The 22,458-nt window shown below is 48.2% G+C and carries 23 protein-coding genes; 19 read left to right on the top strand and 4 right to left on the bottom strand.

Annotated elements, in window-relative coordinates; all coding sequences use genetic code 11:
* Nucleotides 1–38 precede the first annotated feature (38 nt).
* The 8 genes from DCCM_RS09515 (at nucleotide 39) to DCCM_RS09485 (ending at nucleotide 7,306) form a co-directional block, all read left to right on the top strand.
* Nucleotides 39–1,040 carry a hypothetical protein gene (locus tag DCCM_RS09515; RefSeq protein WP_104372162.1) on the top strand — a complete coding sequence of 334 codons (1,002 nt, stop codon included), beginning with the start codon at nucleotides 39–41 and terminating at the stop codon, nucleotides 1,038–1,040.
* A 30-nt stretch (nucleotides 1,041–1,070) separates the two neighbouring features.
* Nucleotides 1,071–1,361: a lasso peptide biosynthesis PqqD family chaperone gene (locus DCCM_RS09510; RefSeq protein WP_104372161.1), complete on the top strand. Its 291-nt coding sequence runs from the start codon at nucleotides 1,071–1,073 to the stop codon at nucleotides 1,359–1,361.
* A 49-nt stretch (nucleotides 1,362–1,410) separates the two neighbouring features.
* Nucleotides 1,411–1,818, top strand: a complete 408-nt coding sequence (locus tag DCCM_RS09505; RefSeq protein ID WP_231702724.1) for a lasso peptide biosynthesis B2 protein — start codon at nucleotides 1,411–1,413, stop codon at nucleotides 1,816–1,818.
* Between the two features lie 12 nt (nucleotides 1,819–1,830).
* Nucleotides 1,831–1,989 (top strand): hypothetical protein, encoded by a 159-nt coding sequence (locus DCCM_RS18580; RefSeq protein ID WP_165792092.1) that lies wholly within the window; start codon nucleotides 1,831–1,833, stop codon nucleotides 1,987–1,989.
* A 334-nt stretch (nucleotides 1,990–2,323) separates the two neighbouring features.
* A complete protein-coding gene (locus DCCM_RS09500; protein WP_165792091.1) occupies nucleotides 2,324–4,330 on the top strand; it encodes an asparagine synthase-related protein in 2,007 nt (668 codons plus the stop codon).
* Nucleotides 4,331–4,374: 44 nt separating this feature from the next.
* Nucleotides 4,375–6,195: an ABC transporter ATP-binding protein gene (locus DCCM_RS09495; RefSeq protein ID WP_104372158.1), complete on the top strand. Its 1,821-nt coding sequence runs from the start codon at nucleotides 4,375–4,377 to the stop codon at nucleotides 6,193–6,195.
* A gap of 102 nt (nucleotides 6,196–6,297) precedes the next feature.
* Complete coding sequence (locus DCCM_RS19730; protein WP_373855435.1) at nucleotides 6,298–6,594, top strand: DUF1360 domain-containing protein; 297 nt, start codon at nucleotides 6,298–6,300, stop codon at nucleotides 6,592–6,594.
* A gap of 187 nt (nucleotides 6,595–6,781) precedes the next feature.
* Entirely contained in the window at nucleotides 6,782–7,306 is a 525-nt protein-coding gene (locus DCCM_RS09485; RefSeq protein WP_104372156.1) for a VanZ family protein, read from the top strand.
* Between the two features lie 134 nt (nucleotides 7,307–7,440).
* Here DCCM_RS09485 and DCCM_RS09480 read toward each other — a convergent pair whose 3' ends face one another.
* Complete coding sequence (locus DCCM_RS09480; RefSeq protein WP_104372155.1) at nucleotides 7,441–7,968, bottom strand: hypothetical protein; 528 nt, start codon at nucleotides 7,966–7,968, stop codon at nucleotides 7,441–7,443.
* A 126-nt stretch (nucleotides 7,969–8,094) separates the two neighbouring features.
* On the opposite strand from DCCM_RS09480, the gene DCCM_RS09475 reads away from it, so the two are divergent.
* The gene (locus tag DCCM_RS09475; protein WP_104372154.1) at nucleotides 8,095–9,282 is read left to right on the top strand and encodes an ABC transporter permease; all 1,188 of its coding nucleotides are present in this window, start codon (nucleotides 8,095–8,097) and stop codon (nucleotides 9,280–9,282) included.
* A 14-nt stretch (nucleotides 9,283–9,296) separates the two neighbouring features.
* Nucleotides 9,297–9,974 carry an ABC transporter ATP-binding protein gene (locus tag DCCM_RS09470; protein WP_231702723.1) on the top strand — a complete coding sequence of 226 codons (678 nt, stop codon included), beginning with the start codon at nucleotides 9,297–9,299 and terminating at the stop codon, nucleotides 9,972–9,974.
* An 832-nt stretch (nucleotides 9,975–10,806) separates the two neighbouring features.
* Here the strand turns inward: DCCM_RS09470 and DCCM_RS09460 are convergent.
* The gene (locus DCCM_RS09460) at nucleotides 10,807–11,037 is read right to left on the bottom strand and encodes a hypothetical protein (RefSeq protein ID WP_104372151.1); all 231 of its coding nucleotides are present in this window, start codon (nucleotides 11,035–11,037) and stop codon (nucleotides 10,807–10,809) included.
* A gap of 394 nt (nucleotides 11,038–11,431) precedes the next feature.
* Between DCCM_RS09460 and DCCM_RS09455 the strand changes: the two genes are divergently transcribed.
* The 8 genes from DCCM_RS09455 (at nucleotide 11,432) to DCCM_RS09420 (ending at nucleotide 19,250) form a co-directional block, all read left to right on the top strand.
* Nucleotides 11,432–13,066: an NAD(P)/FAD-dependent oxidoreductase gene (locus tag DCCM_RS09455; RefSeq protein WP_104372150.1), complete on the top strand. Its 1,635-nt coding sequence runs from the start codon at nucleotides 11,432–11,434 to the stop codon at nucleotides 13,064–13,066.
* Entirely contained in the window at nucleotides 13,063–14,313 is a 1,251-nt protein-coding gene (locus DCCM_RS09450; protein ID WP_373855433.1) for a BaiN/RdsA family NAD(P)/FAD-dependent oxidoreductase, read from the top strand. The genes DCCM_RS09455 and DCCM_RS09450 overlap by 4 nt, the downstream gene beginning before the upstream one ends.
* A gap of 37 nt (nucleotides 14,314–14,350) precedes the next feature.
* Nucleotides 14,351–14,548, top strand: a complete 198-nt coding sequence (locus DCCM_RS09445; protein WP_104372148.1) for a hypothetical protein — start codon at nucleotides 14,351–14,353, stop codon at nucleotides 14,546–14,548.
* A gap of 143 nt (nucleotides 14,549–14,691) precedes the next feature.
* A complete protein-coding gene (locus tag DCCM_RS09440; protein ID WP_104372147.1) occupies nucleotides 14,692–15,972 on the top strand; it encodes a DNA recombination protein RmuC in 1,281 nt (426 codons plus the stop codon).
* 89 nt (nucleotides 15,973–16,061) lie between these two features.
* Nucleotides 16,062–16,757, top strand: coding sequence for a response regulator transcription factor (locus DCCM_RS09435; RefSeq protein WP_104372146.1), 696 nt, complete (start codon nucleotides 16,062–16,064; stop codon nucleotides 16,755–16,757).
* Entirely contained in the window at nucleotides 16,757–18,163 is a 1,407-nt protein-coding gene (locus DCCM_RS09430) for a sensor histidine kinase (protein ID WP_104372145.1), read from the top strand. Before DCCM_RS09435 ends, DCCM_RS09430 begins: the two co-directional genes overlap by 1 nt.
* A gap of 122 nt (nucleotides 18,164–18,285) precedes the next feature.
* Nucleotides 18,286–18,714: a hypothetical protein gene (locus tag DCCM_RS09425; RefSeq protein WP_104372144.1), complete on the top strand. Its 429-nt coding sequence runs from the start codon at nucleotides 18,286–18,288 to the stop codon at nucleotides 18,712–18,714.
* On the top strand, nucleotides 18,711–19,250 hold the full coding sequence (locus DCCM_RS09420; RefSeq protein WP_128739122.1) for a hypothetical protein: 540 nt from the start codon (nucleotides 18,711–18,713) through the stop codon (nucleotides 19,248–19,250). The genes DCCM_RS09425 and DCCM_RS09420 overlap by 4 nt, the downstream gene beginning before the upstream one ends.
* Before the next feature lie 257 nt (nucleotides 19,251–19,507).
* Here DCCM_RS09420 and DCCM_RS09415 read toward each other — a convergent pair whose 3' ends face one another.
* A complete protein-coding gene (locus DCCM_RS09415) occupies nucleotides 19,508–21,424 on the bottom strand; it encodes an ATP-dependent nuclease (RefSeq protein WP_231702722.1) in 1,917 nt (638 codons plus the stop codon).
* A gap of 170 nt (nucleotides 21,425–21,594) precedes the next feature.
* Here DCCM_RS09415 and DCCM_RS09410 point away from each other — a divergent pair, with 170 nt between their 5' ends.
* On the top strand, nucleotides 21,595–22,050 hold the full coding sequence (locus tag DCCM_RS09410; RefSeq protein WP_174705152.1) for a RidA family protein: 456 nt from the start codon (nucleotides 21,595–21,597) through the stop codon (nucleotides 22,048–22,050).
* On the opposite strand, the gene DCCM_RS09405 is transcribed toward DCCM_RS09410, so the two are convergent.
* Entirely contained in the window at nucleotides 22,037–22,345 is a 309-nt protein-coding gene (locus tag DCCM_RS09405; RefSeq protein ID WP_207655573.1) for a peptidoglycan-binding domain-containing protein, read from the bottom strand. The two genes, DCCM_RS09410 and DCCM_RS09405, sit on opposite strands and share 14 nt — an antisense overlap.
* Nucleotides 22,346–22,458: the final 113 nt, after the last annotated feature.

Below are 22,458 nucleotides of genomic sequence, written 5' to 3'. Positions count from 1 at the left end.
GACTGTTACATCATGTACCATGTCAGGAGATATCCAATATGCCACTGGAAAATCAAAAAAACTATTATAGTCATGAATGCCGGCATAATGAATCAGGTAAAAGTCTCGGTAGATACCGCTATAAAGTTTTTGGCCTCCACGTTGCGTCTGATATTTTATTGCCGGAGCTTTTGATGGCGGTTAATACCCATGAACCGCCGGAGGCTATTATCAGTATTGGCGGGGTGCCGGCCGGTATTGCCGATGCTATTGAAAAAACCGAGAGTTACCAGGTGTCGAAAAACCATTTTCTATTTAAGGTTTCTGGAGTGGGCTGTTATTACGTGACCAATGGAAACCGTATCGTTGTGGAGCCGGCAGAACAGGCGGAAGAAATTTCAGTAAGGCTCTTTCTCCTGGGGACAGCCTTCGGCTCACTGCTTATGCAGCGGGGGATGCTTCCCATTCACGGCAGTGCTGTGGTTAGCAATAGTTGCTGTGTTGTTTTTACAGGCGTATCCGGTGCCGGTAAATCGACATTGTTAGCTGCCTTCAGGGAAAGGGGATATTCTTTTTTAACAGATGATGTGGCGGCAGTGAGCGTGGATGCGGATGGCGTTGCCCGGGGGCTCTCCGCCTACCCCCAGCAGAAACTGTGGCGGGACAGTGCTGATACCATAGGGATCGATACCGCTTCTCTTACTCCTTTTTATAGCAGGCTTAATCGAGATAAGTTTGCCGTACCGGTACATAAGGGATTTTGGCAATCATCTGCTCCACTGGTTGCCATATATGAAATAGGAGCGGAAATGTGCAGGAATGTGACTCTTAAGCCTCTTTCGGGTATGGACAAACTGGCGGTGTTAATAAGTCACACCTATAGACCCTGGTTGATTGACGGACTTGGTCTAAAAGCGGCTCATCTTAAACTGTGCGTGGCCATAGCCAGGCAGGTTGCCGTTTCCCGCCTGACCAGACCGGAAGGAGTGTTTTCCCTGGAAGAACAGGTGCATGTGGTGCAGCAGGATATGACACGGCTGTTTGCCGGCAGGATGATATAACACCAGGCCTCAGAGAAGGGAGGGCTATAAATGGCTTTACCAAAAGAAATCGGTCCTCATACCATTGTCGCCCAGGCCACAGGGCTTGTGGCTGCTGATATGGATGGAGAAAAGGTCATGCTGAATATTGAAAAAGGCAAATATTTCGGATTGAATCGCGTCGGCAGCCGCATCTGGGAACTGCTCGAAAAGCCACTTACGGTTCAGGAGATGGTGGCGGTACTTTTAAAGGAATATGATGTGGAAGAAAAAAACTGTCGGCAGGATGTGTTGACATATTTAAGTAAACTTTATGCCCGGGGACTTGTTGCGATTGTTTAGACCGGTAAAAAAATTATTTTCTTTGTCCTGGCGGGAATGGAGTTTGTTCATGGAAGCTTTCTGCCTGACAGGGTTTGTGCGGTTGACTATCCTATTGCTGCCTTTTCGCTGGCTGGCTCCGGTTTTGGGGAAGAATATCCGGGAATCAGCAATGAAAGAAGATATTATCAAACTCGAAACAGCCGGACGGATTGGCCGGGTAGTTGAAACGGTGAGCCGCTATACACCATGGGAAAGCAAATGCCTGGTCCAGGCCATTGTCGGTAAGATCATGCTCCGGCGGCGTGGTATAAATAATACGCTTTATCTGGGAGTAGGCAGGGATGAGGGAAAAAGTCTTGTAGCCCATGCTTGGTTAAGATGCGGTGAGATGATAATAACCGGGAGCCAGGGCCGGGAACGGTTTGCTGCGGTTGGCAAATTTGCCGATGATGGGGGATACGGGGAATCTAATTAGGGGGGTGAAATAATGGAAAAACTACCATGGTTCGAGCCGCAAATAACCGAGATTGAAATTAAGATGACAGAGATGCCGTCTAATAAGATAGGTTGTCAGCACGATTGGATCACAGATAATATTGATGCGGATATCTTAGGGGAAAAGCAACCATGTGTAGGTTGTTCATAGAGCTGCAATAAACGTTTAATTTACTTGTCAGCTTTAAAGTATAGCTGGTAGCATGAGTTCTTAACAAAGAAATCCCCCGGAGAAAACAGCGTATTTCTGGCTATTGTTCCAACTGGCCAAGAAATAAAGGTATATGGTGGTGAAAGTTAAAGGTCTCTAGCTTTTTAGGCACCCGGCTCTCACCCTTCTTTTTTTGTGACATTTAATATTAGGAAGGTTTAAGCCTGTGAATAGCATTGGCAAATGTGGTGTGATGATGGCAACCTGCGCTCACCTTGGGAACAATCTGTAAGCATGATAATTAAGTATATTTACAAAGATGGTGGAAAAAGATATGAGCGCCATATGTGGCATTTACCATTATGAAGGTAAACCTGTTACGCCGGAAATAGGCAGGGCCATGATGCGGGAGATGGATATCTACCATGCGGATGCTGCAGGGATTTGGCAGGAAGGACATGTGTTCCTGGGCTGCCATGCCCAGCATATTACTCCAGAGTCGGTGAGGGAAATACTTCCTTACCATGATGGGCTATCCGGTTTATCGATTACGGCAGACGCCATAATCGATAACCGGGCCGAGCTATGTGATAAGTTGGGTATCAGCAATTCAAATCGAAATATCATGACTGATAGTCATTTGATTTTACAGGCCTATGGGAAATGGGGCCAGGACTGCCCGAAATACCTTGTGGGCGATTTTGCCTTCGTTATTTGGGACTGCAAGAGGCAGCAAATGTTTTGTGTTGTGGATCCCACAGGGGCGAGGGCTTTTTACTATTACCTGTCTGCAAGACACTTCGCCTTTTCCACCTTGCTCAGGCCGTTGTTCGTTCTGCCGGAGATTGCCAGGGAGCATAATGAAACCTGGATTGCTGATTTTCTGGCCATACCTTCGGTAAAGCATCAATTGGACCCCGAACTCACCTTATATAAGAATATTTATCTGTTGCCTGCCGGGTATACGCTGACGGTATGGCCTGATGGGGTTAAGAAGCAGGTTTACTGGCAGGTCGAAAGGCAGCCTGAACTAAAATTGAAATCGGATGGTGAATACGAGGAAGCCTTGAGAGAGATCCTTGCTGAGGCGGTGCGCTGCCGCCTGCGCAGCATCCGCCCGGTGGGGGTTATGATGAGCGGCGGGCTGGATTCCACCTCTGTGGCCTGTCTGGCTGCCCGGGAATTAGCCAGGGGTGGCCGGCGGCTTCTGGCCTTCAGCGCGGTGCCGTTGTCCGGCTACCGGGACTGGCTGCCTACCGATAAACTGGCTGATGAGACACCATATATTGAGGCGGTAAGTGAACATGCCGGAAATATTGATGTGGCTTACTGCCGGTTTGAAGGCAAGCATTCTTTAAGCGATACTGACCGGCTATTTGCAATACTGGAGCAACCTTATAAGATTTTAGAGAACTTATTCTGGGTTGACGGTATTATGGCGGCTGCACAGGAACAAAATGTTGGTGTTATTTTAAATGGAGCCGCAGGTAATGCCACAATTTCCTGGGGCGATTTTTCACCCTATTTGCTTTCGCTGCTCCGGGCGGGGCAATGGCACAGGCTGTTCCATGAGAGCTGGACCATTGCCAGGCGTTACCGCCGTCCGATAAGGGCGATGCTAAAGTTGTTTTGGACGCTGTTACCTTATAATATGCAAAAAAGTTTATATTGGCTTGAGAACCGCCACTGGTCCAAGAATACGCAGGATCTATCACCCATTAATCCGGATTTTGCCCGTCGTTCTGCTGTACCGGAACGGTTTCTCCGGTTCGGGCACGATCTGTTATATATAAATAGATTGGATTCTTTCGAAACACGCCAAAAATTGCTCAGCCCGGCTGGTTTTAGCCACCGAGGAGTCATTACCACCAAACATGCCCTGGCCTATCGAATGGCTTCCCGTGACCCCACTATGGACAAGCGGGTTATAGAGTTTTGTCTCAGCTTGCCGGAAGACCAGTATGTGCGGAACGGCAGGGACCGGTTTATACTCCGTCGGACTATGGCTGGTATTTTACCGGATAAAGTTCGTCTAAACGATACGGTACGAGGCAAACAGAGCGCTGATTTGGCCCAGCGGCTGCAGCCCTTTTGGCATGAACTGACTGACGAGATAAGGAACATCGGCCGTCGGGATGCTGAGCGGGAGTATCTTGACGTTGCCAAAGTTCAGAGCGAATTGATTAAATTTAATATGCTAAATGATGACGCCGCAGATGACTCCAACCTGCGCATGCTGCTTCGAAGTCTTATTTTTAGCCGGTTTTTAAAATATGAAGATAGTGGTACGCGGAGTACAACAGGGAATGCAATGGGAAACATTGCTGCTTCTTCGATTTAATATTTCTGGAGATCAGCGAATATATAGAGCGGGGTATTAATATTTTGGGGATACTATTTATATATATCAGGGAGTTATATAATTTTTCCCGAATTAAGATCGTGGTTAACGTGCTGCTGATGGCTGTTCTTGGCCTGTTGGAAGGTGTAGGAGTATTAATGATTATACCTTTATTAATTGTGGCCGGAATTATTCCCGGTATGCAGGTAAGTAGCGGAGTAACCTCCTGGTTGAATCAATTTTTTCAAAACATTGGTGTGGTGTTAAGCTTGCCGGTTGTATTGGTTTTATATACGGGCATTTGTTTTGGGTACTGTTTATTGCAACGCTACCAGTCCATACTAAATTTTGATATTCAGCAATCATTTAACGATCTTTTAGCTGTAAGGCTGTTCCGGGCCGTGGCCTATGCCGACTGGCAGTTTCTGGTGTCCAGGAAGAAGGCGGATATTACGCACGTTTTGATTTCGGAATTAACCCGGGTCTACGCGGGAATTACCAATATTCTACAGCTAATAACTACTGCTTTGATTACAATAATACAAATTGTAATTGCTTTTATGATAGCGCCTGGCTTAACTTGTTTAGTGCTGGCCGGCGCAGTTGTTCTATTTGCGTTTTTACAAAATTTTGTTAAGGAATCCCGTCGAATGGGTAAAGAAATGTCTGATTTAAATCGCAATTTATTCTTTACTCTGACAGAGTATTTAAACGGGATAAAAGAGATTAAAAGCTATGGTGTAGAGTCAGCTCAGATAAACAGCTTTACCACTACCCGCGATAAGATCAGGCAAAACCTTGGTAGATTTAATAAAGTCCGAACCAAGACAGACTTGTTGTACAAAGTAGGAGCGGCTGTGTTCATAAGTTTATTTTTTTTTAGCGCCATTGAGATATTTGAACTGAAACCTCAGGAGTTCGTAGTGATTTCCGTCATTTCGGCCCGCCTCTGGCCGAAACTTTCTTCCATTCAAATGGGATTGCAAAATATAAACATGATGTTGCCTGCTTTCAGAGCGACTAAGGAATTGGAAACTCAATGTTTAGCCGTTCGGGAAAACCTGCCTGAGGGTGGACATTTTTCCAGTATGGAATTAAAGAGCACAGTGAAATTTTGCAATGTTTCTTTTTGCTATGACGCAGAGCGTACCAATTACGCTGTCAAAGAAGCCAATTTTGTTCTTCCCGCCGGTACCACCACAGCCATTGTTGGCGTTTCCGGCGCAGGTAAAAGCACTTTAGTGGATTTATTGATTGGTTTACTGACCCCCCAAAAAGGATGTATTTTGATTGACGGTAAACCATTGTCGGAAAATTTGCGCCCTTGGAGGAATTCCATAGGTTACGTATCCCAGGATGCTTTTTTGTTTAACACCAGTATCAGGGAAAATCTGATATGGTTTTGCCCGGACTCCCCGGAGGAGGATATATGGGGCGCTTTGTGTTTAGCCTCGGCCGATTCCTTTGTCAATGGCCTGCCGGATGGCCTTGATACCATTGTAGGTGACAGGGGGGTGCGCCTGTCCGGGGGAGAGCGGCAGCGTATTGTCCTGGCCAGAGCACTGTTAAGAAATCCATCGGTTCTTATATTAGATGAAGCCACAAGCTCACTGGATTCGGAAAATGAAAAACGTATTCAACAGGCTATCGAAAACCTGTGGGGCAGGTTGACCATAGTGGTTATCGCCCATCGTATCTCTACCATCAGGAATGCCGACCAGATTTTTGTATTGGAACAGGGGCGGATTGTGGAACAAGGCAATTATCATTTATTAATTCAAAAAAAAGACAGCCGGTTCCATGCTTTAGCCTGTCTCAGCCAAATACCCTTTGCAGAGGGCCATCCGCAACAGCATCTTTTGTAAGTGAATAAACATTAACCGCTTTTGATACCACCTGCATCAAGGTTCCTTATCCTGATTTAAGGAGAATGATTAATATTGGCCTGCAAAATATTTAATTTAATAATGCTGGCAATGTGTGTTTCGACTATATCTCTGACAATAACAAAGAGCAAGGTTTTTTCGCCTCTGCGCAATTGGGTCATTAAGCGCAATGAGAAGCTGGGCTCATTATTAAGTTGTCCTTACTGTATGAGTCACTGGGTGGCTACATTTTACGTTATTGTATTATATATTTACAGCCCTATGGCAATGGTTACCAATATATTGTTTATTGACGCTACGATAACGATATTTGCAATAATCTCTCTGGCAACAATCATCACGGGTATTGTCAGACGGGCAACAAGTATTAGCGGGTAATAATACCGGAATGAGGCTGAAATATTTTGAAAACAACTAAATCCCTGCAGTTGTATTAAAAGATGTGCTTCCAACATGGTGTTTGCGTAGGGATATAGCTTTAGTTTTTAAAGATATCAATATCCTGGTTCCGCCTGGTCAATTTAAAATGTATTGTAATAAAGAGATATGGTAATTACAAAAAGGATTGATTGAAATTAAAAGTAATTGGTATTTTTTAAAACAACGAAATAAGTATACTGTTTTTTTATGGGTTGCTGCTTTCCTGTGGATGTTATTTATTTTTTTTCTTTCATCGCAACCTGCCCCGGTATCAAATGGCTTAAGCAAAAAAGTAACTATGGTGTTTATTGATATAGCAAAACAGGTAAAGGAAATAGACATTGCAAGTCTAAATCATGTTGGGGAGATCAACAATAAAGTGCGTGATTATATGCACATATTTGTGTACATAATATTGGTAATTATTGTTGTTAATGCATTAAGAAGCATAGGTATGGGGATGTTTATTAGTTCTGTACTTGCGCTTTTTATTAGTGTCGCCTTCGCCTGTTCAGATGAGATTCATCAGATGTATGTGCCGGGCAGGGCTATGCAGGCGGAGGATTTCCTAAGGGATTGCGCTGGAGTTGTATTGGGGTTAACCATCTATAATATAAGTGTTCTCCTTTATAAAAGCGCTAACTTTTTCAAGCCGAAGAGGCGCCATTAGATAGTGAGAACAATCATTATACCTTATAGTCCCAATTTATAGTAGCAATTCTAATGAAATGGATTTCCTCCAAGCGCCGGTATCATTCGATATTGCCGGCCCGAGCTGAATCAAATTTACCAGGCGGTGAAGAGCTAATTTTTATTTATCAACCGCATACCTTCCCGATAAAATTCCTTTTTAATCACCTTTTTTTCTTCCGTGTACGCGTATCTGGCCTGCTCCACCAAATTCAACCCGCCCCGGTCGTTCTGAATAGCTGCCGCGATGGCGTCCAGCCGGCTGTGCATCTTGGAATCGCAGCTTTTTTCAAAATTATTGAATTTGTTCATATACTTCCCTGCCAGAATATAAGGAGATGCCTCCGGATTTTCCAGCTTTATCTGATGGTATTCCGCATAAGCCGATTGCCCTAAATCTTTTATACCCAGGCGAAAGTCGTTTAAGCTTTCTTCCATTATTGCACTGCACTGCCGCGCTGTAGCTGTTTCTTTTTCATTCAGGGTTATTTTACTGTTTTGAGCCAGGAAGTAATTGGACTGAATGATATTTTCCCGGTGTGAGTTTAAATATCCGGGGATTACGGATGTGCCCATATATATACCAAGGGCCAGCGGCAGGTTAACCAGCATAAAAAAGATAAGGATTCTGGGGAGAGACATACTTTCATTCACCTTTCATGAACCTAAGTATTATCTGCATCAGATTAACCTATACTATATTAATGGAAATGTCAATAAATTATGGTATATTAAAGCAATTTTAGTAGGATTGCTTGGAGGATTTTTTTGTCATTGTTAATTTTCTCTATTCGAAACGTTTTCAGAAAAAAGTCGGTTTCTTTGTTGGCGGTGCTGGGAGTGGCTTTCGGATGCGCTCTGATGACTTTTCTTTTTTCCATTTCCTCCGGTATGGAGAAGCGGATGGAGCGGACCTTTAATGAAGTGTCCGGACAGATTGTGATATCCGGGCGGGATTCTATATTCGGCGGGATGTTGATGGGCATGGGCTCTTCAACAATACCCGGCGAATACATGGATGTTGTAAAAGGATTACCACATATAAAGGAAGTATTTGGACAGGTTTCAGTTATCCTGAGACCCGAGGCTGCCAATGTTGTTATGCCCCTGTTCGGATATGACAGTCTTGGCGATATGGGACCGGCAGGAGCTCCATTCAAAAATATTATCGAAGGTACCGTCCCCTCCGGGCCAAATGAAGTAATAATGGGAAAAAGTTTAAAAGAGTATATGGAATTGCTTGATATTCCCTATGAAATGGGTGGAATTTACCGGTTCACCGTGACGCCGGGTGACAATCCTTATCAGTTTAAAGAATTAAAGGTGGTAGGGATTTACCAGAGCGGCAACGAGATTCTGGACGGCGGTTTTAGCGCCGATGACAAACTGGCAAGAGATATAGGTAATATCAATGATGGGCGGTATTCGGCCATAGTTGCCCAGGTGGATGATCTGGAGCACGTTGACGCGGCAGTAAAGGATATCAATCATGTCACCGGCGGAGGCAAGTCCTTGCAAGTGACTGTTCCCAGGGAACTTCTGGTTCCCTTGAAAAGCCTTCTAAACTCCCTGAACAATTTCCTGCTGGCCATATCCCTGGTGGCCGTGGTGGCGGGAGGGCTTTCTATTTCTGTGGTGATGCTGCTTTCCATAATCGAGCGCAGGAAGGAATTCGGCATATTAAAAGCCCTTGGCTGGAAGCCGGGCGACGTGGTTTTCATGGTCATGGTCGAGTCCGTATCTTTGAGCGTGCTGGGTGCCCTGCTGGGGGTTGTTATGGGCTATGCCGGCCTTTCCCTGGCTGTAAAATACATGGCCGTGGAAATAGCTTTGCTAAACTGGAAGGTGGTATCGGCGGTTATTTTTTACGGATTTTTGGTGGGAGCGGTGGGAGGCCTGTACCCTGCCTGGCGGGCGAAAAATACTCCTCCTGCGGATATAATGCGCACTCTTTAAACGGAGGATAAATATTGAAGGCTTTAAATTTTATTACTCTAAAAAATGTTAACAAAATATTCGGCCGGGGATTGTCCCCGGTCAGGGCTTTGGAAATTGATTTACTGGAAATAGATAAAGGGGAGTTTGTATCATTTACCGGCCCCTCAGGTTGCGGCAAAACCACATTGTTGAACCTTATAGGAGCCCTGGACAGGCCCAGCAGCGGCGAGATATTTATCGGCGGCAGGAATATTGCGTGTATGGGTGAGGCAGAACTATGCCGCTATCGCAGGAATACGGCGGGTTTTGTATTTCAGTCCTATTGTCTTATACCATCTTTAAGTGCTTATCAGAACGTGCTGGTGCCCTGCTATCCACTGGGAAAGCTTTGGAGGTTCAGGGACAGGGCCAGGGAACTGCTGCGGGCGGTGGGCTTGGGAGGAAAAGAAAACAGGCTGCCGGCCGAATTATCCGGAGGGGAGCAGCAGAGGGTGGCCGTGGCCCGGGCGCTATTGTTGGAACCTGATATAATTCTGGCCGACGAGCCCACGGGAAACCTGGATTCGGCAACCGGGGCCGGGATAACCGGCCTGCTGAAAAAGCTAAGTGAAGAAGGGAAAACAGTGGTGATAGCCACTCATGACAGCAGGGTCGCCGGGTTTTGCGGGCGTAATATCCGCCTGGAAGACGGGAGGCCATTGTTGAATTAATACTTCCCTGGTTATAATTCCTCACATGTTTTTGGTATTTTAATTTTCACCTGGCAAATTGTTTGTTGAAATTAACAGATTTATGTTTGTTAAGTTACCCGGATTGCAATGTGAATATAAAAGCCATTGGATATCAATTCCAATAGCTTTTTAATACTAATATCATTCCTTCAGATTATATTTTTATATAGCCAAAGCTGCTAAGCTTTAATAATAAATAAGTCATATCCTGGAGGTAATGGCTGCTTGTATAAAAAAACATGTCCCAACTGTGCTGGAGACTCATACTCGGCATCCTCGGCCAGGTGGATCTGCCCTTATTGCAAGACGGACCTGAGCCGTCAGAAACCCTTGCCGGCCGGCAGCGCCCCGGGTATTACCACAGCCCGCAACAATGGGGAGACTAAAGCTTTAAGACTAATACCCGGAAAAGGATAAAATTCTTTTAACATGTTTTTTGTAGCGGGGGTGGTTGTATTTTTTTTGAAATCACCGTGGTTATATTATTGGTTGTTAGTATCATAATATCCGCGTTTGTATTTTTTAATATTAACCGGCATACCAGGTTATCCGGCCGCAGGAAGATATACATTCCCAAAAATGTTATAAAAACCGGGAACAGAATAAGGAATGAGCATAATACGGACTCTGCCAGAGGAGGACCGGCAGTTAATATTAATATATTTCCTGTCAATCATACTTTGGTATTAGACCGAAGCCGCCGTGAATATGATAATGTGCAGGAAAATCAAAACCAGGTAGACTATTTTGTGTAGAAAGAATATTTATATGTAAATTGTTTTTAGAGTTGATTGTTAATTTTTGTAAATAATTAAGATATTGTAATCGATGTGGTATCCCTGGTTATTTTTAGCTGGTTGGAGGTTATCTCGACTGAACTGTTTTTTATGTCCACCACTTTGTCATCTACCAGTAGAGCACAGCCATTCAGGTTAACCAAAGTGTTGGGAATTAGTTTTAATTCCATGGTATCTCCGTATTTTTTAATTATTCTCACGTGGAATTTTTCCTTGCTTCTTAAAAAAGAATTGATTGTTTGCATTATATCACCCCTTTCTCATGAGTCGTTTTTGTATTGATTTGTAATTATATGTAAGAAGTCGACATTAAATGTTGTAATATGTAGTGTATTGTATTTAATATCATACAACGTCTATGGGTGTAAATCCTCCTTTAGTATGATTTTTATTTTTAGTATAAAACCATTAATTAAATAATCGTAACATAACCTTATTTACTTTAATGTGAAAATTTAATCACTCCGGTCAGGGTGGTTTATTTTTTTGTCCGGATTATTATCAGTGCGCCCCGGGAAGCATGGAGCTGATTACATACAGTCATAATTAGAACTGTTTTTATTTAATTGTGTAAAGTTTGACATAAAAACCGAAAATGATAGAATAGATTTATTGATTTGTAAGAAAAGGAGTATGACTGTGCTGAGGGTTTCGGGTATTAAACTATCCCTTGATGAGGACAAACCTCAAATCATAAAAAAGATATGTAAAAAGCTGCGTGTTAATGAAAGGGATATAATAAGCTGGAAAATATTTCGCCAGTCCATAGACGCCAGAAAGAGCAACGTTATTTATTTTGTTTATACGGTGGACGTGGAGCTGCAGGAAGAGAAGACTGTTTTAAACAGGATTAAGGATAGGGATGTAACCGTCACCCCGGACATGGAGTACAAATATGTAAGGCCGGGGAATGAAATACTTTACTGCCGGCCGGTGGTGGCGGGCACCGGGCCGGCCGGCCTGTTCGCGGGATTGTTGCTGGCCGGGATGGGCTACAGGCCGCTATTATTGGAAAGAGGGGCGGATGTGGACAGCCGCACGAAGATAGTTAGCCGCTTTTGGAAAACCGGGCGCCTGGATAAAGAGTGCAACGTGCAGTTCGGGGAGGGCGGCGCAGGCACCTTTTCGGACGGAAAGCTGACCACCCTTATTAAAGACAGGCGCTGCAGAAGGATTATCGAAGAAATGGTCCTGGCGGGAGCGCCTGAAGAAATTACATATTCCTACAAGCCCCACGTGGGAACAGATATTCTCAAAACCGTGGTAAAGAATATAAGGGAAAAAATAGTGGCTCTGGGCGGTGAAGTCCGGTTTCACAGCAGGGTAACGGATATAATTGTCGAAAGAAACAATCTTACGGGTATTGTCGTTAATGAAAATGAAAAAATGGATGTTCAGGCTATGATAGTGGCCATAGGACACAGCGCCAGGGATACCTTCGCCATGCTGCATGACAGGGGGGTGGCAATGACCCCCAAAGCCTTTTCCATCGGGGTCAGGATTGAACATCCCCAGGAACTTGTGGATCGCGCCCAGTACAAGCAGTTTGCCGGCCATAAAAGGCTGGGGCCCGCGGAGTACAAACTGGCCTACCACTCGCCCGGAGGCAGATCCGCCTACACCTTTTGCATGTGTCCCGGCGGTACCGTGGTGGCCGCGGCCTCGGAGGAGGGCTGCGTGGTCACCAACGGCATGAGCGAATACGCACGCTCGGAAGGCAACGCCAACAGCGCGCTGCTGGTGGGGGTTACACCGGAAGATTTCGGCGGCAGCCATCCCCTGGCCGGGGTGGAATTCCAGCGAAGGTGGGAGAAAAAGGCTTTTGAGCTGGGCGGCGGCCATTACGGCGCCCCGGCGCAGCTGGTGGGCGACTTCCTGGCGGACAGGCCCTCCACTGTCCTGGGCGGGGTTAAACCTTCTTATACCCGGACCGTGTCGCCGGGGGAGCTTAAAAACTGTCTGCCGGATTATGTAATCAGTACAATGAGGGAAGCCATACTGGAATTTGACGGCAAGCTGAAAGGCTTCGCCCTGCCGGAGGCGGTGATGACCGGGGTGGAGACCAGGAGTTCCTCGCCGGTGAGAATACAGAGAAACGACCATTGCTGCTCTAGCATTGCCGGTCTATACCCCGCCGGAGAGGGAGCCGGCTACGCCGGAGGCATAGTGTCCGCGGCTGTGGACGGGATGAAGGCGGCGGAACACATAATAATGAAATATGAACCAATGGTGAAGCAGCCGGGTCACTCCGGCCGTCCGGAAAAGGGGGACTGACTTTGGCCGGCAAATCTTCTCCGGCGGTGGCTGTGGTGGGAGGGGGCGCGGCCGGGCTTACGGCTGCCATTTCAGCCCGCCACAGGGGGGCCGGTGTGGTAATACTGGAGCGAATGGACAGGGTGGGCAAAAAGATTCTGGCCACCGGCAACGGAAGGTGCAACCTCAGCAATACCCATCTGGACATTGGAAATTATTTCGGCTCCAACCCCAAATTTGCCTATTCGGCCCTGAGCCGGTTTGACTTTCAAAAGACCGTGGAATTCTTCGACCGGCTGGGGGTGACCTGCAAGGTGGAGGAGGGCGGCAAGGTGTTTCCGGTTTCCGACCAGGCCTCCAGCGTTCTGGACGTGCTGCGCCACGAGCTTGAAGTTATTGGGGTTGAGACGGTCTGCCAGGCAGAGGTGAAAAATATTGCGGGAAGCAAGGGGAATTTTACACTGCACCTGGGGGACGGAAACAGCGTGGCAGCCCAGCGGGTAATTATCGCCGCCGGCGGCAGGGCGGCGCCCGGCCTGGGGTCCAACGGCAGCGGCTACGCCCTGGCGCAAAAACTGGGCCACAGTATTGTGGACACCTTTCCCGCCCTGGTGCAGTTAAAGCTGGATTCTCCCTATTTAAAGCAAATTAAAGGCATAAAATTTATCGGCTCCGCGGAGATTATGGCGGGAAACAAGTCCCTTGCCGGGGCGGAAGGCGAAATACTGTTCACCGATTACGGCATTTCCGGCCCTCCCATACTTTCTTTGAGCCGAACGGCAGGAGACTGGCTGCGCAGGGGAGAAAAGGTAATATTAAAGATTTGTTTAATAAACTATAAATCCAGGGAAGAACTGGAGGCATATCTTAATGACCGGCTGCAAAAACAGTCTCACAAAAACCTGGACTTCAGCTTTGTGGGTTTCATCAATAAGAGGCTGGTGCCGGTGCTTCTCAGGGAGGCCGGTATCCCGGATGTGAAAAAAAATGCCGGCCGGGTCACAGCGGAGGAAAAAAATAATATAGCACAAATTCTACAAAATTGGCGGTTTGAAGTAACCGGGACAAATCCGTGGCAGTCGGCGCAGGTGACCGCGGGGGGGGTTGACGTCAGGGACATCAACCAGAAGACAATGGAGTCAAAACTAACCCCCGGGCTGTTTTTCGCCGGGGAGATTATGGATATCGACGGAGCCTGCGGGGGGTATAATCTTCAATGGGCATGGTCCTCGGGTTTTATAGCCGGTGAAAGCGCCGCCCTGTCATGATTTTCTGATGATAATATTACGGGGGGGAGATTTTTGTATGTCGGGTTGCGGCAGTTGTTCGGCATGCGGCAGTGGTGACAAATCCCAGGAATACCGGAACGAATCTGGTCATTCAGCGGTGAAATGTCCCCTGTGCGATGTTGAAATCACCTTTGAGAAGATGCCTGCAAACAGGAGAATACAGTGCCCGGAATGCGGCACGGTGATAGAGATAATTCCTTTGCTTTTAAATTAGCGGTAACCGGGCGGCGCGGCATGGTCTTAATGTCGCGCTGCCTTTTTACTTTTTAGCCAATGCGAAAAATGCGACAGGGGACGGTTCTCCGCTGTCGCATTTTAAAGAATATTTTCTGTGGTTTTGGGAGATGAGTGGATTTTATGTTAAATGACTTTTTATCGGTTATGTTTTCGCTTATCAACCTGTTAATGCTTTTATTACTGGTGGTTCACATGACCCGCACCTCCGCCAGGCTTTCCCAATTGGAATATCAGTTATCCTCGGCGGATAAGAACCAGGAGCGGCTGGAAAGGATATTCAGGGAAGAACTGGTAAAAAACATTAACCTTTTCAACGACTCGGTACTCAGTCACATGTCGGAAATAGCAGGTTTGCAGAGAAACCAGCTGGACACTTTCAGCAGGCAGCTTTCGGAGCTTACGGCCAGCAATGAAAAAAAACTGGAGCAAATGAGGGACACGGTGGAGCAAAAGCTTAAGCAGCTTCAGGAGGATAACAGCCTGAAGCTGGAGCAGATGCGGGCCACCGTTGATGAAAAACTTCACGCCTCACTGGAAAAACGGCTGGGGGAATCCTTCAAACTTGTCAGCGAGAGGCTGGAACTGGTGCATAAAGGGCTGGGAGAGATGCAGACCCTGGCATCCGGGGTGGGAGATCTGAAAAAGGTGCTCACCAATGTCAAGACCAGGGGCACCTGGGGAGAAATACAGCTTGGCAGCCTTCTGGAGCAGGTGTTGACCCCGGAGCAGTATGAAAGTAATGTGTCCACCAAAAAGGGAGCAAGTGAAAGGGTGGAGTTTGCAATCAAGCTTCCCGGCCGGAACCCCGGAGAGAATGTTGTCTGGCTGCCCATAGACGCCAAGTTTCCCCTGGAGGATTATCAGAGGCTGCTGGATGCCCGGGAGCAGGCTAACCAGGCGGAGGCCGAGGAAGCCCGGAAGCTTTTGGAGAACAGGATAAAATACGAGGCAAAAAATATCAGGGAGAAGTACATTGACCCGCCGAATACCACGGATTTCGGTATAATGTTCCTGCCGGTGGAGGGGTTGTACGCGGAAGTTCTCAGAAAACCCGGGCTTTGCGAATCCCTGCAGAGGGACCACAGGGTTGTGCTCACCGGCCCCACTACCCTGGCGGCGTTGCTGAACAGCCTGCAAATGGGCTTTCGCACCCTGGCCGTCGAAAAACGTTCCAGTGAGGTATGGGCCCTGCTGGGAGCGGTAAAAACCGAATTCATAAAGTTCGGGGACATGCTGGACAAGACCAGGAAGAAACTGCAGGAGGCCAGCAACACCATGGAAACCGCGGCATCCAAATCCCGGGCCATTCAGAGAAAGCTGAAAAACGTGCAGGAACTGCCGGCGGAGGAGCCCTTCGGACCGGCGGACAACCCCGGCCGGGATAATGCCGATAATTACTAAAGGGAAATTTAGCATGCCAATAGAATAGTTAATGGGATCAGACTTTTTTATTAACATATTACTAGCTCACCCCCTTATAGGAGTGCAAGATGAGCCGGAATGATACTACCGTACTAGTGGTGGATGACGACAGTAACATATGTGAGTTGCTGCAGCTATATTTAAGCAGGGACGGCCACAGGCTGCTTTTCGCCCATAACGGCAGTACCGCCCTGGACATTTTCAGGAGCGAGAAACCGGATCTGGTAATACTGGACATCATGCTTCCCATAATCAACGGCTGGGAGGTATGCCAGCTGATTAGAAAGGACAGCGACATTCCCGTGATAATGCTTACCGCCAGGGATGCCAGCGAGGATAAAGTCTCAGGGCTGGACATGGGGGCGGACGATTACGTGGTAAAACCCTTTGACCCCCTGGAAGTGGCAGCCAGGGTAAGGGCCCACCTGAGAAAAAGAAAAGCCGCCGGCGGTGATGGAACAGCCGATACCCTGCGGGTGGGCGGCCTGGTAATGGACATGGAGAAATATGAAGTACGGTTGAATGGAAAGCCCGTGGAATTAACCCCCAAGGAAACCCAGCTGCTGCATTTCATGGTACTCAATAAAAACATTGTCCTGACCAGGAACAGGCTTTTGGAAAAGGTGTGGGGATACGATTACGTGGGGGAAACCCGCACCGTGGACATGCATGTGAAAAAACTCAGGGAAAAGCTGGATTCCCGGGAACAGCCGTGGCTGATAAAAACCATATACGGCGTGGGCTACAAATTTGAGGTCAGGTAATGTTTAAAAATACTTTTCAGAGGCTGCTGGTCACTTACATGGTCATTATAGTGGCTGTTATCGGAACGCTGGCCATGGCCATGAGCCAGTACATGAATTATTATTTCTTCGAGCAGAAAAAGCGGGAACTTCAGTCTGCGGGCAAAAGCGTGGAGGCGCTGGCCCGGAAATACGGAGAGGATGAAATCAGCCAGGGGGAGTTGGTGCAGGCTGTAAATACCGCGGGTGAGGTTGCCGGCGCCAGGGTTGTGCTGCTGCAGGGAGAAAATTTAAATGAAATAAATACTCCGGACAGGGACGGCATGAACGGGGATACCCGGGACGGGTTGGCAGAGGATGTAAAGGAAGTGCTCAAAGGTCAGACCCTGGTAAGAAAAAAATATTATTCCAGTTATATGAACATGTATGTGGTGTTTGTGGGGGTTCCGGTGATGATCGACGGGCAGGTGGAGGGAGCTGTGCTGCTCTTTTCGCCCCTGGACCGGATTAACGAAGCGCTGCTCAGCATATACAGGCTAATCTGGAGTACTGCCTTTATTTCCATTATCATAGCCTCGGCGGTGATATACTCTGTTTCCCGCCGTATATCCCGGCCCATTGAAAATATAAGGCTGGCTGCGGACGCCATTGCCGCGGGGGATTTCAGCCGGGACGTGCCCGTGGAGGGGCGGGATGAAATAGCCAGGCTGGCGTTGTCCTTCAATTATATGAAAAACAGGCTGCGACAGGTGGAGCAGATGCGCAAGGAGCTGATAGCCAACGTTTCCCACGAGTTGAGAACACCTCTGACCACAATCAGGGGATTCATACAGGGAATACTGGACGGGGTGATAACACCTGGGCAGCAGGACAGGTATCTGAGACTGGCCCACCAGGAGACCGCCAGGCTGACCAGACTGGTGAAGGATCTGCTGGAACTGGCAAAACTGCAGGCCGGAGGCATAAAACTCAATCCCGGCCCGGTGGACGTTGCCGCTCTGCTTAAGGAACTGGCGGAGGAATACAGGCTCGGGGCGGAAAAACGAAACATCTCCATAAATGTGAGCCCGGGGGAAAAGATAATTGTCCAGGCCGACCAGGACCGGTTGAGGCAGATAGTTTTAAATCTTTTAAGCAACGCTGTAAAATATTCGGACGATGGTGGGGAAATCGTCGTCGGGGCAATTGCCGAAGAGGCTTATGTCCGTATATATGTCAGGGATAGCGGCAGGGGTATCCCCGATGAAGAGCTGGAAAGAATTTTTGATAAATTTCACCGGGTGGACAGCTCCCGGGATTCCGCCTCGGGGGGGACCGGACTGGGTTTGGCCATAGTCAAGGAATTGGTGGAACTGCACGGCGGCAGGGTAACCGCCAGGAGCCGGTTGGGGCAGGGAACGGAAATGACCGTGGAAATTCCCGGGTAGCCGCCGACTAAATTACAGTTTGTTTACATTTAATATATAACCTTTTTACAGCCGGAATTTATAATCTCCCTCACAAGGAGGTGCCGGCATGATTTAAATCCTTATCATTAGAGGTGAAATAAATGGGCTTAAAGCTCCGGCTGCTTGCGGCAATGCTTCTTATAGTGTTTATTGCCGGTTGTGGCGATAAAGCGCCACCGGAAGTCAAACCACCGGAAACCGGGAAGGAGTCCGTCGAGGTTGACACCGGCGGAAGCGATACCGGCGGGAGCAAACAGTCAGTTGTTTCACCCGGCAAAGATGACGGAGCGGTGAAGAAAATCGACGGCGGTAAGGATAAAGCCGCCGGTTCCGCGGTTAAACCCGGGGGACAGCCCGGCGGGGCCGTGGAAAAGCCGGACCTTGTCATTAAATCGGAAAATCAGGTTCCGGGTCAGGAAGCCGGGCAGATGCTGGAGGAGATTGACCGCCAGTTGGACGATTTGCTGGAAGCCCTGGATGGGACTGAGGACATAGACGAAAGCGAACTGCTTTACGAGGGGGAACAATGATGAACAGGGTAAAGAAGATGGTATTAATTATGCTGTCTGCCATACTATTTGCCAGCATCCCCCTTGCCCTGGCATTTAGAACAAACCCGCCCGCCTCGGAGGCCGGACAGTACCTGCCGGAGTCCGGGTACCGGAAGGTTGCGGCCGATTACCGGAAAATATCTGTAAAGTATGCGACAATAAAGCAGAACAACGCGGAAATAAGGGCGATGAAAGTTGCTATGAAGGTCCGGATAAAGGAAATAGAGGCCAGGATAATACAGTTGAAACAGCAGAACGGAAAGGGACTTACCGCCGGTGACGTTGCTGAAATGAAGACTGTCACAGTTAACGTGGAAAAGGCAAAATCAGTGCTTCAAGCCTCCTCCGGCCATCTGAACAGGAAGGTATCGCAACTGAAAGAAGTCAAAAAATCCGGGGACAGTGCCGGGATTCTCCGTAGTTTGGAGGAAATAATAAGCATACAAAACAGTAGGATTAATACATTAAAGGAGATAAACAAAAATCTGGATGATATGAAGAAAACACTGGGTTAAAAGAAATGCGACAGGGGACGGTTCTTCCCTGTCGCATTTTCAACTGGTAAGGTAATTGACGCGATAATTCATTTACCGGTCCCCGGTCTGTCTACCGGTAAGTTATAATACCTGGCATACAAATTATCACATTCCGATGTGCCGGGAACCCTTCCTTCCAGGTTGCTTTATTTGTTCACCAGGCCGGTTGTCATACGGCTTTATAAGTGAAGCTGGATAACCAGGGTAACTGTACGTGCCGTTGCTTACCGCGGTACCTACTGGTAGAGCAGTCTGAAGAAGTCGGGCCTTTGGGTGGAGGTGAGGCATATGCTGCCGTCTTCGGACAGGTATCCCCTCAGTAAGGGTATGGACAATACAACGTGGCTGTCCGGGCCGTCTTCCTTCCACCCTGTTACCCCGGCTCCGGAGGACAGCTCCTCCAGTTTGCCGCTTTCCAGCATTTGCTGTATCCGTTCCGCTATTTTTCCCGAACCGAACAGGTAGTCATATATTTCGTGCAGCTTGCCGGCGATGATGGCGGCTGCCTCGTGAGGCAGGCCGGGATTAACCCTCCGGATAAAATTCTTTTCCTTTAAAGGCTGTATAATCTGGGCGTAGTCCTGGTCGATCCTGCCTGGATCGGAGGCATATATTCTCCGTATGTCCCTGGCTTCGGCCAGGGATTTTTCAGTTTTGGTCAAATCCTCCCTGCCGCCGTGCAGATATATGTCTTCCAGCCTGCCGTCCCGGAGAAGCAGTATGTCCAGCTGGGAGGCCTGGGTTTCAAATCCGTTATAGGCTTCTTCCACCTGGGAGAAGGTGTTGCCGAAAACTGTCTCTCTCCAGTCGTTTTCTTTTAGAATCGCGGAAAGTATGCTGTGATACACCCGGAATTCCTTGTAGTCTTTGAATTCGCAGCCGGGTGAATTTTTTTTGGCCAGCTCGTCCAGGGCCGGTTCCAGCGACCGCAGCCCTTTAGCCCCGGCCGGGTTGCTTTCCACCTCCGCCAGCGCTTTTTTCATGGTTCTGGAAAGTTTTCTGGACAGGCTTTCCAGGTGCTCAAACCGTGAGGGGTCCAGGTTGGCCTCAGGTTTTTTTGTTTTCTCCCTTTCTCCTTCCGCAAAAAGACGGGCTGTGGTGGGATTGACCCAGCCCTTCCATTCAAAGCTTCCCGACTCGGAGCGGCCACAGCTCCAGCGGATGGACGAGGTGGGGTAGATGGTGTCCCTGTCGCAGACAACAAAGGGCTTAACACCGATTTCTTTGAAAAAGGCGGTATATTTGGCCATGGAGCCGAAGCCTCCCACCGGCAGTATGCTGGTGCGGGCCAGGGATACTCCGAAGTCACCGGCCTCCACCAGGGCGTGCAGCACATCCCGGTCGTGCTGGCCTTCCACCAGTATCACCTTGTCGGCGAAAAATATCTCCCTTTTATAGGTGGTGAGTCCGGGGATCAAATCCGCGTACTCCCCGGTATCAGCCGGGTTGATGCGGAATACCTTGCGGTGGTGCAGGTCCTTTTTGCTTCGCCGGATAAAGAAAATTCTACCCAGGTCGTCTTTGTCTCTTATGTCCACCATGGATGGCGAATGGGTGGAAAGGATGAAATGCTTCTCCTGAATTCTGGCCACATCCCGCAGCACGCTGACAAAAATATGCTGCGCCTGGGGGTGCAGGGATTGTTCCGGTTCGTCGATTATAACCAGCTTCCGGGAAGGATCGTAAACAGCAATTCCCAGCAGGGGCAGGTTGAGCAGCCCCGCGGGCTGGCTTTCTCCGGGGGAAAAGCCGCCGGTTTCCGAGGGGTGGAATTTAAAGGAGCCGTCCTCCATGCTGACCGAAAAGCGCTGGGGTACTCCCAGCCTCTCCAGGAAAGAAAGCGCCAGGGCCAGCAATCCGGGCTGCCTGATGGTGCGGTACCAGTAACGGCGCAGTTGTTCGTAGGCCAGCCACTCATTGAAAAACTGTTTCTCGTCGCTTCTTTCGGACTGGGTGAGGTTTCTCCTGACGTCCTTTCTGCTGGGTAATATATATAAGGCTTGATCCGGGTTTTCCCGGGCAAATTTTTTCAGAGCGTATGATTTGCCCACTCCGTTGGGCCCTATAATATAGGTTATCCCCGGGGTGTTTTCCAGTCCGAACCTGCCGCCGTCGGGCAAATGGAAATTGATTCTGGTTTTAGCCATTGTCATTTAATCAGTCCCTTTGTCAGCGAATGTGTGATTTTAGTATAAATCAGCGGGAGCCCCGGGTCTATCATAAAAATCAATATTAGGCGCGCCGGGAACGTACCGTAAAGATTTTTAGTATGTTAATACAGTTAATGGTAAAATATATTAAAAAAATTGATAGGAGATAAATAATGTTTGAAGCTAAATTAAAGGAAATGGGAATAGAAATTCCCCGGGCGCCCAAGCCGGTGGCAGCCTACGTCCCGGCGGTCAGGATTGATAATTACGTGTATACCTCCGGCCAGTTATCATTTGTCAATGGAGAATTGCAATACAAGGGCAAGCTGGGTGAAGGGATAACCGATGAGGAGGGTTACCAGGCGGCGAAAATATGCGCTTTGAACTGCCTGAGCGCGGTCAGGGGGATGGTGGGCAGCCTGGACAACATAGAGAGGATAGTCAAGGTGACCGGATTTGTGAACAGCGCTCCCGGTTTTACCAAGCAGCCCGGAGTAATAAACGGGGCTTCCGAGCTGCTTGGGGAAATATTCGGAGAGGCCGGGCAGCATGCCAGGTCCGCCGTGGGAGTAAGCGAGCTGCCCCTGGGAGCGTGCTGTGAAGTTGAAATGATTGTCAAGGTGAAATAGTGCGACAGGGGGACGGTTCCATTCTGTCGCATTTCCGACGGGGGTTTTGCGACAGCCGAGAACCGTCCCCTGTCGCATTTATGGACATGCGGCGGAGCAGCTGGTAAATGCGTTCTTCTGTATTGCGGTCGGTTATTCCGGATATGGGAATGCCGTTTTCCTTTTGAAAGATCATCACCGCCTCCTCCGTCCGGGCGTCGTAAAAACCGCTGCAGGCGCCTGGGTTAAAACCCAGTTTCATCAGGTTTAACTGTAATTCTGATACATCCGAACCCTTGGAGCCCCGGGCCAGCATTTTTACCACTCCTTTAAAACTAGTATAGCGTTTCCGTAATAACATATCAATGGATTGATTGTCATAAACATTATACAATAGAAAAATCATCTATTTTGTATTTCCAGCGATAT

The sequence above is a fragment of the Desulfocucumis palustris genome, from assembly GCF_002933875.1.
GTDB classification, from domain to species: Bacteria; Bacillota; Desulfotomaculia; order Desulfotomaculales; family Desulfocucumaceae; genus Desulfocucumis; species Desulfocucumis palustris.
The sequence above is the reverse complement of the archived record's forward strand: the minus strand, read 5'-3'. Positions and strand labels throughout refer to the sequence as shown.

Bases quoted from the DNA above. Each gene is read 5' to 3' on its own strand.
- DCCM_RS09415 (WP_231702722.1), bottom strand. From the start codon at position 21,424: ATGACAATGGCTAAAACCAGAATCAATTTCCATTTGCCCGACGGCGGC.
- DCCM_RS09505 (WP_231702724.1), top strand. From the start codon at position 1,411: ATGGAAGCTTTCTGCCTGACAGGGTTTGTGCGGTTGACTATCCTATTG.
- DCCM_RS09435 (WP_104372146.1), top strand. From the start codon at position 16,062: ATGAGCCGGAATGATACTACCGTACTAGTGGTGGATGACGACAGTAAC.
- DCCM_RS09445 (WP_104372148.1), top strand. From the start codon at position 14,351: ATGTCGGGTTGCGGCAGTTGTTCGGCATGCGGCAGTGGTGACAAATCC.
- DCCM_RS09510 (WP_104372161.1), top strand. From the start codon at position 1,071: ATGGCTTTACCAAAAGAAATCGGTCCTCATACCATTGTCGCCCAGGCC.
- DCCM_RS09480 (WP_104372155.1), bottom strand. From the start codon at position 7,968: ATGTCTCTCCCCAGAATCCTTATCTTTTTTATGCTGGTTAACCTGCCG.
- DCCM_RS09420 (WP_128739122.1), top strand. From the start codon at position 18,711: ATGATGAACAGGGTAAAGAAGATGGTATTAATTATGCTGTCTGCCATA.
- DCCM_RS09430 (WP_104372145.1), top strand. From the start codon at position 16,757: ATGTTTAAAAATACTTTTCAGAGGCTGCTGGTCACTTACATGGTCATT.
- DCCM_RS09500 (WP_165792091.1), top strand. From the start codon at position 2,324: ATGAGCGCCATATGTGGCATTTACCATTATGAAGGTAAACCTGTTACG.
- DCCM_RS09440 (WP_104372147.1), top strand. From the start codon at position 14,692: ATGTTAAATGACTTTTTATCGGTTATGTTTTCGCTTATCAACCTGTTA.
- DCCM_RS09460 (WP_104372151.1), bottom strand. From the start codon at position 11,037: ATGCAAACAATCAATTCTTTTTTAAGAAGCAAGGAAAAATTCCACGTG.
- DCCM_RS09410 (WP_174705152.1), top strand. From the start codon at position 21,595: ATGTTTGAAGCTAAATTAAAGGAAATGGGAATAGAAATTCCCCGGGCG.
- DCCM_RS18580 (WP_165792092.1), top strand. From the start codon at position 1,831: ATGGAAAAACTACCATGGTTCGAGCCGCAAATAACCGAGATTGAAATT.
- DCCM_RS09515 (WP_104372162.1), top strand. From the start codon at position 39: ATGCCACTGGAAAATCAAAAAAACTATTATAGTCATGAATGCCGGCAT.
- DCCM_RS09425 (WP_104372144.1), top strand. From the start codon at position 18,286: ATGGGCTTAAAGCTCCGGCTGCTTGCGGCAATGCTTCTTATAGTGTTT.
- DCCM_RS09405 (WP_207655573.1), bottom strand. From the start codon at position 22,345: ATGCTGGCCCGGGGCTCCAAGGGTTCGGATGTATCAGAATTACAGTTA.
- DCCM_RS19730 (WP_373855435.1), top strand. From the start codon at position 6,298: ATGCTGGCAATGTGTGTTTCGACTATATCTCTGACAATAACAAAGAGC.